Annotated in this window: 15 protein-coding genes; 6 read left to right on the forward strand and 9 right to left on the reverse strand. The window is 60.4% G+C overall.

What is annotated here, in order from left to right:
* Window positions 1-73: 73 nt before the first annotated feature.
* The 4 genes from GIW69_RS16080 to cysG are packed head-to-tail and all read left to right on the forward strand — an operon-like array spanning window position 74 to window position 4,461.
* On the forward strand, window positions 74-1,396 hold the full coding sequence (locus GIW69_RS16080; protein WP_236483722.1) for a replication-associated recombination protein A: 1,323 nt from the start codon (window positions 74-76) through the stop codon (window positions 1,394-1,396).
* The gene (gene crcB, locus GIW69_RS16085) at window positions 1,396-1,770 is read left to right on the forward strand and encodes a fluoride efflux transporter CrcB (protein WP_236483724.1); all 375 of its coding nucleotides are present in this window, start codon (window positions 1,396-1,398) and stop codon (window positions 1,768-1,770) included. Before GIW69_RS16080 ends, crcB begins: the two co-directional genes overlap by 1 nt.
* 15 nt (window positions 1,771-1,785) lie before the next feature.
* Window positions 1,786-3,066, forward strand: a complete 1,281-nt coding sequence (gene serS, locus GIW69_RS16090; RefSeq protein WP_236483726.1) for a serine--tRNA ligase — start codon at window positions 1,786-1,788, stop codon at window positions 3,064-3,066.
* Entirely contained in the window at window positions 3,067-4,461 is a 1,395-nt protein-coding gene (cysG, locus tag GIW69_RS16095) for a siroheme synthase CysG (protein WP_236483728.1), read from the forward strand.
* Window positions 4,462-4,593: 132 nt separating this feature from the next.
* Here the strand turns inward: cysG and GIW69_RS16100 are convergent, their stop codons facing one another.
* The 8 genes from GIW69_RS16100 to GIW69_RS16135 form a co-directional block, all read right to left on the reverse strand.
* Window positions 4,594-5,595 carry a glutathione S-transferase family protein gene (locus GIW69_RS16100; protein ID WP_236483730.1) on the reverse strand — a complete coding sequence of 334 codons (1,002 nt, stop codon included), beginning with the start codon at window positions 5,593-5,595 and terminating at the stop codon, window positions 4,594-4,596.
* 92 nt (window positions 5,596-5,687) lie between these two features.
* Window positions 5,688-6,689 (reverse strand): glycosyl transferase family protein, encoded by a 1,002-nt coding sequence (locus GIW69_RS16105; protein ID WP_236483732.1) that lies wholly within the window; start codon window positions 6,687-6,689, stop codon window positions 5,688-5,690.
* Window positions 6,686-7,021 carry a TusE/DsrC/DsvC family sulfur relay protein gene (locus tag GIW69_RS16110; RefSeq protein WP_236483734.1) on the reverse strand — a complete coding sequence of 112 codons (336 nt, stop codon included), beginning with the start codon at window positions 7,019-7,021 and terminating at the stop codon, window positions 6,686-6,688. The genes GIW69_RS16105 and GIW69_RS16110 overlap by 4 nt, the downstream gene beginning before the upstream one ends.
* Window positions 7,018-7,311 carry a sulfurtransferase complex subunit TusB gene (gene tusB / locus GIW69_RS16115; RefSeq protein WP_236483736.1) on the reverse strand — a complete coding sequence of 98 codons (294 nt, stop codon included), beginning with the start codon at window positions 7,309-7,311 and terminating at the stop codon, window positions 7,018-7,020. Before tusB ends, GIW69_RS16110 begins: the two co-directional genes overlap by 4 nt.
* Window positions 7,311-7,667: a sulfurtransferase complex subunit TusC gene (gene tusC / locus GIW69_RS16120; RefSeq protein ID WP_236483738.1), complete on the reverse strand. Its 357-nt coding sequence runs from the start codon at window positions 7,665-7,667 to the stop codon at window positions 7,311-7,313. Before tusC ends, tusB begins: the two co-directional genes overlap by 1 nt.
* A gap of 1 nt (window position 7,668) precedes the next feature.
* A complete protein-coding gene (tusD, locus tag GIW69_RS16125) occupies window positions 7,669-8,061 on the reverse strand; it encodes a sulfurtransferase complex subunit TusD (RefSeq protein ID WP_236483740.1) in 393 nt (130 codons plus the stop codon).
* Between the two features lie 77 nt (window positions 8,062-8,138).
* Window positions 8,139-8,843: a YoaK family protein gene (locus GIW69_RS16130; protein ID WP_236483742.1), complete on the reverse strand. Its 705-nt coding sequence runs from the start codon at window positions 8,841-8,843 to the stop codon at window positions 8,139-8,141.
* A gap of 25 nt (window positions 8,844-8,868) precedes the next feature.
* Window positions 8,869-9,198 (reverse strand): DUF6388 family protein, encoded by a 330-nt coding sequence (locus tag GIW69_RS16135; RefSeq protein WP_236483744.1) that lies wholly within the window; start codon window positions 9,196-9,198, stop codon window positions 8,869-8,871.
* Between the two features lie 134 nt (window positions 9,199-9,332).
* Between GIW69_RS16135 and GIW69_RS16140 the strand changes: the two genes are divergently transcribed.
* On the forward strand, window positions 9,333-9,683 hold the full coding sequence (locus GIW69_RS16140; protein ID WP_236483746.1) for a hypothetical protein: 351 nt from the start codon (window positions 9,333-9,335) through the stop codon (window positions 9,681-9,683).
* A gap of 102 nt (window positions 9,684-9,785) precedes the next feature.
* On the opposite strand, the gene GIW69_RS16145 is transcribed toward GIW69_RS16140, so the two are convergent.
* Window positions 9,786-10,208 carry a GNAT family N-acetyltransferase gene (locus tag GIW69_RS16145; RefSeq protein WP_236483748.1) on the reverse strand — a complete coding sequence of 141 codons (423 nt, stop codon included), beginning with the start codon at window positions 10,206-10,208 and terminating at the stop codon, window positions 9,786-9,788.
* Window positions 10,209-10,354: 146 nt separating this feature from the next.
* On the opposite strand from GIW69_RS16145, the gene GIW69_RS16150 reads away from it, so the two are divergent.
* Entirely contained in the window at window positions 10,355-10,792 is a 438-nt protein-coding gene (locus GIW69_RS16150; RefSeq protein WP_236483750.1) for a hemerythrin domain-containing protein, read from the forward strand.
* Window positions 10,793-10,960 lie beyond the last annotated feature (168 nt).

Raw genomic sequence — 10,960 nt, forward strand, 5'->3', positions numbered from 1 at the left:
TGGGAGCGAGCCTGCTCGCTCCCACAAAGGCCGAATGACGGGCCCCGGATCTGAGAGGTTTCAACGGTACGTGATGGATCTGTTTCGCAGCGCCCCGATAGCCCAGCCACTGGCCGCGCGTCTACGTGCGACCAACCTGGACGAGTATGTCGGTCAGGAGCATTTGCTCGCTCGCGGCAAGCCCCTGCGCGAGGCGCTGGAGCAGGGCGCCCTGCATTCGATGATCTTCTGGGGGCCGCCGGGCGTGGGCAAGACCACGTTGGCGCGGCTGCTCGCCGAAGTTTCCGATGCGCACTTCGAAACGGTGTCGGCGGTACTGGCCGGGGTCAAAGAGATCCGTCAGGCCGTTGAAATCGCCAAACAGCAGGCCGGGCAATACGGCAAGCGCACGATTCTGTTCGTCGATGAAGTGCACCGTTTCAACAAATCCCAGCAGGATGCCTTTCTGCCTTACGTGGAAGACGGCACGCTGATCTTCATCGGCGCCACCACGGAAAACCCTTCGTTCGAACTCAACAACGCTTTGTTGTCGCGCGCCCGTGTATACGTGCTGAAAAGCCTCGACGAAGCGGCGCTGCGCAAATTGGTGCGTCGTGCGCTCACCGAAGAGCGCGGCCTCGGCAAGCGCAACCTGACGCTGAATGACGAAGGCTTCCAGATGCTGCTGTCCGCCGCCGACGGCGATGGTCGACGGCTGCTCAATCTGCTGGAGAACGCCTCGGATCTGGCCGAAGACGACAGCGAAATCGGCACCGAGCTGCTGCAAAGCCTGCTCGGCGATACCCGTCGCCGTTTCGATAAGGGTGGCGAAGCGTTCTACGATCAGATTTCCGCGCTGCACAAATCGGTGCGCGGCTCCAATCCGGATGGCGCACTGTACTGGTTTGCCCGGATGATCGACGGCGGTTGCGATCCGCTGTACCTGGCGCGGCGCGTGGTGCGCATGGCCAGTGAAGACATCGGCAATGCCGATCCACGCGCATTGAGCCTGTGCCTGGCCGCGTGGGAAGTGCAGGAGCGGCTCGGCAGTCCGGAAGGCGAGTTGGCGGTGGCCCAGGCCATCACCTATCTGGCTTGCGCACCGAAAAGTAACGCGGTGTATATGGGCTTCAAGACGGCGTTGCGTGCCGCTGCGGAAAACGGTTCGCTGGAAGTGCCGCTGCATCTGCGCAATGCGCCGACCAAGCTGATGAAACAGTTGGGCTACGGTGATGAATATCGCTACGCCCACGACGAGCCGGACGCCTATGCCGCCGGTGAAGATTACTTCCCGGAAGAGCTCGACCCGATTGCGTTCTATCAACCGGTGCCTCGTGGCCTGGAACTGAAGATTGGCGAGAAGCTCAACCACCTCGCCCAACTCGACCGATTAAGCCCTCGACAGCGGAGAAAATAGTGCTTCCATTGATTCTCGCGGTCTCTGCCGGCGGCATGGCCGGCACGTTGTTGCGCTTCGCCACGGCCAACTGGATCAACGCCAATTGGCCGCGGCACTTCTATACCGCGACGCTGGCCGTTAATATCGTGGGCTGCCTGCTGATCGGCGTGTTGTACGGCCTGTTTTTGATACGCCCGGAAGTGCCGATCGAGGTGCGTGCCGGGTTGATGGTCGGCTTCCTCGGGGGGCTGACGACTTTTTCATCCTTTTCACTGGATACGGTGCGCCTGCTGGAAAGCGGGCAAGTGCCGCTGGCCCTGGGCTATGCGGGCATCAGCGTATTCGGCGGGCTGCTCGCGACGTGGGCCGGCCTGTCCCTGACCAAACTTTGATAACGAGAAACCGACATGCTCGATTCCAAACTGTTACGTAGCAACCTTCAGGACGTAGCGGACCGCCTGGCTTCCCGTGGCTTTGCCCTGGATGTCGCGCGCATCGAAGCGCTGGAAGAACAGCGCAAGACCGTCCAGACCCGCACCGAAGCACTGCAGGCTGAGCGTAACGCGCGTTCCAAATCCATTGGTCAGGCCAAGCAGCGCGGCGAAGACATCGCGCCGCTGATGGCGGACGTCGAGCGCATGGCGGGCGAGTTGAGTACCGGTAAAGTCGAGCTTGACGCGATTCAGACCGAGCTGGATTCGATCCTGCTGGGCATCCCGAACTTGCCCCATGAGTCGGTGCCTATCGGTTCGGACGAAGACGGCAACGTCGAAGTCCGCCGCTGGGGCACGCCGACCGTGTTCGATTTCCCGGTTCAGGATCACGTTGCCCTGGGTGAGAAGTTCGGCTGGCTCGACTTCGAAACCGCCGCCAAGCTGTCCGGCGCCCGTTTCGCCTTGCTGCGTGGCCCGATCGCCCGTCTGCATCGCGCCCTCGCACAGTTCATGATCAACCTGCACACCACCGAACACGGTTACGAAGAGGCATACACCCCGTATCTGGTGCAGGCGCCTGCGTTGATGGGCACCAGCCAGTTGCCGAAATTCGAGGAAGATCTGTTCAAGATCACCCGTGAAGGCGAAGCCGATCTGTACCTGATCCCGACAGCCGAAGTGTCGCTGACCAACATCGTCGCCGGCGAAATCGTTGACGCGAAACTGCTGCCGATCAAGTTCGTCGCCCACACGCCGTGCTTTCGCAGTGAGGCCGGCGCATCGGGTCGCGACACGCGCGGCATGATCCGTCAGCACCAGTTCGACAAGGTCGAGATGGTGCAGGTCGTTGAGCCGTCGACATCGATGGACGCGCTTGAAGGCCTGACCGCCAACGCCGAGAAAGTCCTGCAACTGCTTGAGCTGCCTTACCGCACCCTGGCGCTGTGCACCGGCGACATGGGCTTCAGCGCGGTCAAGACCTACGATCTTGAAGTGTGGATTCCGAGCCAGGACAAGTACCGTGAAATTTCGTCGTGCTCCAACTGCGGCGATTTCCAGGCCCGGCGCATGCAAGCGCGTTTCCGCAACCCGGAAACCGGCAAGCCTGAGTTGGTACACACGTTGAACGGTTCTGGTCTGGCGGTGGGTCGTACCCTTGTTGCCGTGCTGGAAAACTACCAGCAGGCCGACGGTTCGATTCGTGTGCCGGACGTGCTGAAGCCTTACATGGGTGGCCTTGAGGTCATCGGCTAAATGAAATATCTGCCGCTGTTTCACAACCTGCGCGGCAGTCGTGTGTTGGTCGTCGGCGGGGGGGAAATTGCATTGCGCAAATCCCGCCTGCTGGCCGATGCCGGTGCGCTGCTGCGGGTGGTCGCACCTGAAATCGAAATGCAACTGCGCGAACTGGTCGACACCAGCGGTGGCGAATGCCTGTTGCGCGGTTACGTCGAGACGGATCTGGACGGATGCGGGCTGATCATTGCCGCCACCGATGATGAGGCCCTCAATGCGCAAGTGTCGACGGATGCCCATCGCCGTTGCGTGCCCGTCAACGTAGTGGATGCGCCTGCGTTGTGCAGTGTGATCTTTCCGGCGATTGTCGACCGTTCACCGTTGATCATTGCCGTCTCCAGCGGCGGCGATGCGCCGGTGCTGGCGCGCCTGATTCGCGCCAAGATTGAAACCTGGATTCCCTCAACCTATGGGCAACTGGCCGGTCTGGCGGCGCGTTTCCGCCATCAGGTCAAAGGCCTGTTTCCGGATGTGCAGCAGCGTCGTGGTTTCTGGGAAGACGTCTTCCAGGGCCCGATTGCCGACCGCCAACTGGCCGGGCAGGGTGGCGAGGCCGAGCGCCTGCTGCAGGCGAAGATCGACGGTGAAGCGACTGTCACCACCGGCGAGGTTTACCTGGTCGGCGCGGGACCGGGCGATCCGGATCTGCTGACCTTCCGCGCCTTGCGCCTGATGCAACAGGCTGATGTGGTGCTGTACGACCGTCTGGTCGCTCCGGCGATTCTGGAGCTGTGCCGTCGTGATGCCGAGCGCGTGTATGTCGGCAAGCGTCGCGCCGAGCATACGGTGCCGCAGGATCAGATCAACCAGCAATTGGTCGATCTGGCCAAGGCCGGCAAGCGGGTGGTGCGGTTGAAGGGCGGCGATCCGTTCATCTTCGGCCGTGGCGGTGAAGAGATCGAAGAGCTGGCCGCCCATGGCATTCCATTCCAGGTGGTGCCGGGGATCACGGCGGCCAGTGGGTGCGCGGCCTATGCCGGGATTCCGCTGACCCACCGCGATCATGCGCAATCGGTACGTTTCGTCACCGGGCATTTGAAGGACGGTTCCACCGATCTGCCGTGGTCTGACCTCGTCGCCCCCGCGCAGACGCTGGTGTTTTACATGGGCCTGGTGGGTTTGCCGATTATTTGCGAGCAATTGATCAAACACGGTCGCGCAGCGGACACCCCGGCGGCGTTGATCCAGCAGGGCACCACGGTCAATCAGCGAGTGTTTACCGGCACGCTGGCGGATTTGCCGCAGATGGTCGCGGAGCATGAAGTGCATGCGCCGACGCTGGTGATCGTGGGTGAAGTAGTCCAGCTGCGCGAGAAACTGGCGTGGTTTGAAGGGGCTCAGGGGCAGGTCTAGAAATCCGCTTCGTCCCCTATCGCTGGCAAGCCAGCTCTTACAGGTTTTGTGTTGAGGCTGCAATCTCAGCATCACGCAAATCCCTGTGGGAGCTGGCTTGCCAGCGATGGGGTTTCCAAATCAGCGCATGCCTCAACCTTTGTTCCAAACCCCTTTACCGCTCAACCGTGCCCGGTCATGAGCCGCTTTGAAGTCCTGCTCCGGCCCTTTCGGCACAATCCCTGTCGGGTTGATGGTTTTGTGGCTGCCGTAATAGTGGTTTTTGATGTGCTGGAAATCCACCGTCTCTGCAATTCCCGGCCATTGATACAGCTCGCGTAGCCAGTTCGACAGGTTCGGATAATCGGCAACGCGCCGCAGGTTGCACTTGAAGTGCCCGTGGTACACCGCATCAAAGCGAATCATCGTGGTGAACAAGCGAACATCCGCTTCCGTCAGGTATTCCCCCGTCAGGTAGCGATTGGCATCGAGCACTTGCTCCAGATGATCCAGCTCGGCAAAAACATCATCGAACGCTTCTTCGTACGCCTGCTGCGAGGTGGCAAACCCGGCGCGGTATACGCCGTTGTTGACGGCCGGATAAATTCGCTCGTTCAACGCATCGATTTCGGCGCGCAATGGCTGCGGATAGAAATCCAGATCGTTGCCGGTCAAGTCGTCGAAAGCGCTGTTGAACATGCGGATGATTTCCGCCGATTCGTTGCTGACAATGCGTTTCTGCTGCTTATCCCACAGCACCGGCACAGTGACACGGCCGGTGTAATCGGCGGTGTCAGCGGTGTAGCGCTGGTGGAGGAACTGCAAGTCACCCAGTTTATCGCCGGTCGAACCGAGTTCCTGATCGAACGTCCAGCCGTTTTCAAGCATCAGCCAACTGACTACCGATACATCGATCAGGCTTTCCAGACCCTTGAGCTTGCGCAAAATCAGCGTGCGATGCGCCCACGGGCAGGCAAGGGAAACATAGAGATGATAGCGCCCGGCTTCGGCGGCAAATCCGCCATCGCCGCTTGGGCCGGGTTGGCCATCAGCGGTGACCCAGTGGCGGCGTTGCGCCTGTTCGCGCTGAAAAGCGCCGTCCTTGCTGCTTTCGTACCACTTGTCCTGCCAGCGGCCATCGACTAACAAACCCATGATCAAGACTCCTCGGAACCAATATTCGTTGGAGTCGAGTCTATTCGTATGAGTTCGAACAAAAAGCGCAAAGATCGGGCGTGAATGATCGGTTAAATCGATCTGTCCCGGGCGTCCCAGTATTTCTCGGCGGTGGCAAAGGCCTCGACGTGATCTTGCCCGAGACCACGCAGGGCGAGGGCCATGGTCGAAATCAGGGCCATCTGCGGGTAGCTGTCGACGACGTCGCCGCGCCATACGGCTTTCAAATGCTCGATGTCGAGCGAGGCCGGTTTGACGTGACGTTGCGCCGACAGTTGTGGCCATTCCTCGTCCCAGCTTTCGCCGCCGGTCGTACCGTATAGGTGACTGGCGGCGTCCGGGTTGATCTCGATTTCGCCACCGTCGCCCTTGATCACGATTGATGTATCGCCGAGCAGACCACTGGCATCGCGGTGCACCGCCTGATAACCCGGGTGGAAAATGCTTTGCAGGCCGCAGCGCGCACCGAGCGGATTAAGGATCCGCGCCAATGAGTGAATCGGCGAGCGCAGGCCCAGGGTGTTGCGCAGATCAATCATCTTTTGCAGTTGCGGCGCCCAGTCCATCAGCGGCATGAACGCCAGACCGCCGTCATCCAGCGCGCTGCCGACTTGCTGCCAGTTGCGGCACAGCGGGATGTTCAGTTCGCCGAGCAGTTGCTCCGAATACAGGCGCCCGGCGGTATGGGCGCCGCCGCCATGCATGAAAATCCGGGTGCCGTTCTGCGCCAGGCACTTGGCTGCGAGCAAATACCAAGGCAAGTGACGCTTCTTTCCGGCGTAGGTCGGCCAATCGAGATCGACATTCAGTGCCGGAGCCTGCAAGCGCTCACGCAGGGCTTCGGTGAAGCCAGCCATTTCCTCGGCGCTTTCTTCCTTGTGTCGCAGCAGCATCAGGAACGCGCCGAGCTGGGTTTCTTCGACGGCGTTGTCGAGCACCATGCCCATCGCTTCGCGGGCTTCTTCGCGGGTCAGGTCGCGGGCGCCGCGTTTGCCTTTGCCAAGGATGCGCACAAATTGGGCAAAGGGGTGTTCGGCGGGCGTTTCGAGGGTCAGCGCTGGATAGTCGGTCATAAGCAGTTCGTCGGTTTGGGCAGGCCCGCCAGTTTCGCGGCGAGTTTGGCGGGGGTGCCTTTGAACAGTCGGTTGAGGTGCAGGCTGTTGCCTTTGTCCGGGCCGAGCTTTAGTGCGGTGTATTTGATCAGCGGGCGAGTGGCCGGGGACAGCTGAAATTCTGTGTAGAAGCTGCGCAGCAGTTCGAGGATTTCCCAATGCTCGGGACTCAACTCGATGCCTTCGGCGGCGGCGAGGGCGGTGGCGACGTCGTGAGACCAGTCACTCAGATCGACGAGAAAGCCGTCCTTGTCCAGTTCAATGGTGCGGTCGCCGACGGTCAGAGTGTTCATAGCCACGTGTTGACCTTGTCGTGCTCGATCGACAGTTCCACGAACGCCGGGTAATCGATCATTTGTGCCCAATCAGGCACGTCGATGGCCCGGGCCTCGGCGTCTTCGGCCAGGACGAAGAGCTTCACGCGTCGAGCGTCCAGCGCATTGAACGGCGCAGTGTCCGCTTGCAGGGCATAAGCGGCGTCGCCGCACAGTAGCAGCGCGTCGGCGGAACCGATCAGGCGCAGGCAACTGGTCAGACGATCATCGCCGAATGGGGAATGAGACAACACATGCAAAGTCGACATCAGAGGGTGATCACCTGGTCGTAGCGGTCAATGAGGGCGGTGACGTGTTCGGCTGAGAGCGGTTGTGCTTCGTCCAGCGACAGCGTGCCGAGACCTCGAGAATTCGCGCTGTCGGCGCAGTAAAACAGCTCTTCGATGCCAAACATGGGCAACGCCTGGAGGTTGGCGCTCAGATCTTTCTGTTGCAAGGTTTTAGCGTTTTGGCCGGCGGCCAGTTGCAGCACGCCATCATCGAGAAACAGCAGGCCAATTGGCAGGTCGAAGGCGCCGCCGGCGAGGACGATGTCCAGCGCTTCGCGAGCGCCGGGGCCGGACCATGGCGATTGGCGGCTGATGATCAACAGGGATTTGGCCATGTCAGGCGCCTCCGAAACAGATCAGGCGGTCGGCGTCTTGTATCGCGTCGTGCAATTGGCCGAGGCCGGAGAGTTCCCAGGGAGTGCTGACCGCTACGGCGTCACGTTGGTAGCGTGCGGCTTCTTCGTTGTTCAGTACGCCACGGCGCAGCGCGGCGGCGATGCAGACGACGCCGTCGAGGTTGTGTTCGGTGATGAAGGTGCGCCATTGCTTGGGCAGGTCTAATTCGTCCTGCGGGGTGACCACGCTGTCGGCGGCGTTGTAGACGCCGTCCTGGTAGAAGAACAGGCGGGTGATTTCGTGGCCGGCCTTTTGCAGCGCTTGGGCGAATAGCAGGGCGCGGCGGGAGGAGGGGGCGTGGGCGGCGGAGAATAGCGCTATGGCGAACTTCATGATGGGCTCGATCTGTGAATCTGGGGGCATGATAAAGCTTTCTGGGGGTGGCGGTATGGAGTCTTGTGTCTACCAGTTCAGCGCGGCATATAGCCCAACTGCCAACGCCGGGGGATTTTCAGCGATATCAGCCCCAATAGGCCTGCGAGCAGTCCGCTGACGAACAACGCCTGGAGTCCGAGGTGATGCTCAAGCACCGCACCGATTACGGCGCCGATCAACATTCCGCTCCACGGCACCAGTTGCACCCGCCAGCCATTGCGTCGTTCACCCAGCATCCAGCGCCCCAGTCCCCGGCCGAAACGCGACAGTGCGCCGGTGACGTAGGTCAGGCCGACCGGCAGGCCGTTTACTTCTTCCACGGCTGCATTGAGCATGCCCATGGCGATGATTGCCGCCAACAGCGCCGGCAGTTGTGTATCGAAGGGCCAGGCTGCGGCGGCGCACAGCAGGGTGGCGATGCACAGGAGCAAGGGCAGCGCCCGTCGGCCTCCGAAGCGTCCGACGACGATGCCGAGCGCGTTGCCGATGATGAACGTGGCGACCAGGATCACCAGCCGCACGGTCAAGCCGAGGTCGCCATCGCTGATTGCCACTGCGAGTCGTGTGGTGTTGCCGCTCATGAATGAGACGAAGTCGCCGCTGGCCATGAAGCCGATGGCATCGGTCATGCCGGCCAGTACCGAGAGGCTGGCGACCAGGGCCAGGCCGATGCGCCCGCGCCATTTTTGTGTGTGCAGGTGGCCAGGGCTGGCGCGGTGGGTAGAGGCGGAGGGCAGCATCGTCGTGGATGTCCTTTATGGGCGGTTATAGCTTTATCCCGTGCAGATCGCAATATTCCGGCCAATCCATCCCGGCCATTTCCGCGACTTCGCGGTGCACCTCAAGACGTTGTTTTTGATAGTCGGCAGGCGTCGGTGCGGTCAGTTGCAGGGTCAGTTCCCAGGCGAATAAACCCAGCGCTTCAGCCTCGGCCTCGAAGGCTTCATGCAGGCGTTCTTCGCGGTATTGCGCCTGGGTTTCGCCCTTGGCCTGGGCCAGTAGCGGATTGAGGTGATCGAGGATTTCGCGCAGTTCGGGGCGCGCGTCGAGAAAAAGTTGTAGAGCCTGTTCGTGTCGTTGGTCGGTGGCCGCCATGTGTTTTCCTTGTGAGGCTAATGACCTTTGATTGCCGGAGCACTATAAAAGTGTCGCGCTCTGATTGCAGTAAAGCAGAACGATACCCGACGCCACGGTGATACAGTCCGCTTTTTCCTGAATGAGCGAACACGATGCGAATTTTGATGGTGGCGCTGGCAGTGATTGTGCTGGCCGGTTGCGCGGGCTCGGTGATGGACAATGCTCGCACGCAAACTCCGTATAAAACCCTGACCTCGGACAAGCCCGAGAAGATTGTTGCCCAATGCGTGCAGTTTGCCTGGCAGGATGAAGCGGTGTTCGGCGTGGATGCCGGTGCGTATCTGCAACCGGGCAAGAAGGGCGGTTCGACGGTATACACCCGTTCTGCGGAGTCGTTTGTCGATGTGAGCAGTGATGCGTCGGGCACCGCGTTGAGTTATTACGCGCAAAAGGACGACTTTGTCGCCAAGCGCCGGTTGGCGGCGTTGGCGACGTGCTTGTAAAGGGTCTTTGAGTTGACGGGGTGTGACTGATGGCCTCATCGCGAGCAGGCTCGCTCCTGCAGGGTTGGGTGATGGCCGGTTCTGTTGGTGCGGGCCTGCTTATCAGTCCAGGCGCTTCTGCATAAAGAAGCGCTTGTGCCCCGGCGGGTAGTCGGCAATTTGTCCGATTTCGCTGAAACCGAGTTTTTTGTAAAACTCCGGCGCCTGGAAGTCGAAGGTGTCGAGCCAGATGCCCAGGCAGTTTTTTTTCCGCGCATGGGCTTCGGCCATTTGCATCAGCTCGGTGCCGATGCCTTGACCGCGACCCTCTTCCGGCAGCGACAGCAATTCGACAAACAACCACTGATAAAACACCTTGCCGTACAGGCCGCCGACGATTTCGTCGTCCTTTCCGCGCACAAACAGGGCAAAGGGCTCTGGCACCGAAGGCCCGCCCTTGGCGATGTTGTAAGCGCGCAATGGCGCGAGAATGGCTTGGCGCTGTTCGTCCGTGGGATCTTGCGACAGTTCGATACGCAGGTTCATAGCAATGTCCTTATGGCCGGTTACGCAGACTAACGCGCTGCAAGCGCTTGAGCCATCCTTTCCTTGACTGGCGGAACCGCCGTTCCCGCGCCGTTGTCTAGCCCTCTACGAGCGCCATTTCGGTACGCAGTCGACGAGGACATGCCATGAACATTTTCGAAGCCCTGCGTGAAAGTCACGATCGCCAGCGCCGCTATGCCGTTGCCCTGATCGAGACCAGCGGCGACACGCCGGAACGGGCCGCAGCCTACAAGCAGCTCAAGGCGGAACTGCAGGCCCACGAGACCGCAGAAGAACGTCACTTCTACATTCCATTGATGGAGTTCGACAACGGCGTCGATCTTAGCCGCCACGCCATCTCCGAACACCATGAAATGGACGAGATGATGGAAGAGCTCGATGAAACCGAAATGTCCAGTCCGTCGTGGCTGGCGACGGCGAAAAAGCTCTCGGACAAGGTGCATCACCATCTCAAGGAGGAAGAACATAAATTCTTCCAGATGGCCGGCAAGTTGCTCGATGACAAACAGAAACAACAGCTCGCCGGGCAGTATCAAAAAGAATACGAGGCGCAGTTGTCCTGAGCGGGAGCCAGCGGTAAAAACCATAAGAGCCCGGTAGCATTCAGGCTGTGTGAAAACACAATCTGTCCCGGTTAAAAGCAAATGCCCCGACTTGTCGGGGCATTTGCTTTTCTGCGATCTGAAAAATAAAGGGCCTCTCAGCCCATCAGCGCCATCAGCTTTTGCGCT

Origin of the sequence: Pseudomonas syringae (assembly GCF_021605415.1) — a bacterium.
GTDB lineage: Bacteria > Pseudomonadota > Gammaproteobacteria > Pseudomonadales > Pseudomonadaceae > Aquipseudomonas > Aquipseudomonas syringae_S.

What these genes read in the sequence shown, in the direction of transcription:
- GIW69_RS16080 (WP_236483722.1), top strand. Translation starts at nt 74, where the DNA reads ATGGATCTGTTTCGCAGCGCCCCGATAGCCCAGCCACTGGCCGCGCGT.
- serS (WP_236483726.1), top strand. Translation starts at nt 1,786, where the DNA reads ATGCTCGATTCCAAACTGTTACGTAGCAACCTTCAGGACGTAGCGGAC.
- cysG (WP_236483728.1), top strand. Translation starts at nt 3,067, where the DNA reads ATGAAATATCTGCCGCTGTTTCACAACCTGCGCGGCAGTCGTGTGTTG.
- GIW69_RS16100 (WP_236483730.1), bottom strand. Translation starts at nt 5,595, where the DNA reads ATGGGTTTGTTAGTCGATGGCCGCTGGCAGGACAAGTGGTACGAAAGC.
- GIW69_RS16105 (WP_236483732.1), bottom strand. Translation starts at nt 6,689, where the DNA reads ATGACCGACTATCCAGCGCTGACCCTCGAAACGCCCGCCGAACACCCC.
- GIW69_RS16110 (WP_236483734.1), bottom strand. Translation starts at nt 7,021, where the DNA reads ATGAACACTCTGACCGTCGGCGACCGCACCATTGAACTGGACAAGGAC.
- tusB (WP_236483736.1), bottom strand. Translation starts at nt 7,311, where the DNA reads ATGTCGACTTTGCATGTGTTGTCTCATTCCCCATTCGGCGATGATCGT.
- tusC (WP_236483738.1), bottom strand. Translation starts at nt 7,667, where the DNA reads ATGGCCAAATCCCTGTTGATCATCAGCCGCCAATCGCCATGGTCCGGC.
- tusD (WP_236483740.1), bottom strand. Translation starts at nt 8,061, where the DNA reads ATGAAGTTCGCCATAGCGCTATTCTCCGCCGCCCACGCCCCCTCCTCC.
- GIW69_RS16130 (WP_236483742.1), bottom strand. Translation starts at nt 8,843, where the DNA reads ATGCTGCCCTCCGCCTCTACCCACCGCGCCAGCCCTGGCCACCTGCAC.
- GIW69_RS16135 (WP_236483744.1), bottom strand. Translation starts at nt 9,198, where the DNA reads ATGGCGGCCACCGACCAACGACACGAACAGGCTCTACAACTTTTTCTC.
- GIW69_RS16140 (WP_236483746.1), top strand. Translation starts at nt 9,333, where the DNA reads ATGCGAATTTTGATGGTGGCGCTGGCAGTGATTGTGCTGGCCGGTTGC.
- GIW69_RS16145 (WP_236483748.1), bottom strand. Translation starts at nt 10,208, where the DNA reads ATGAACCTGCGTATCGAACTGTCGCAAGATCCCACGGACGAACAGCGC.
- GIW69_RS16150 (WP_236483750.1), top strand. Translation starts at nt 10,355, where the DNA reads ATGAACATTTTCGAAGCCCTGCGTGAAAGTCACGATCGCCAGCGCCGC.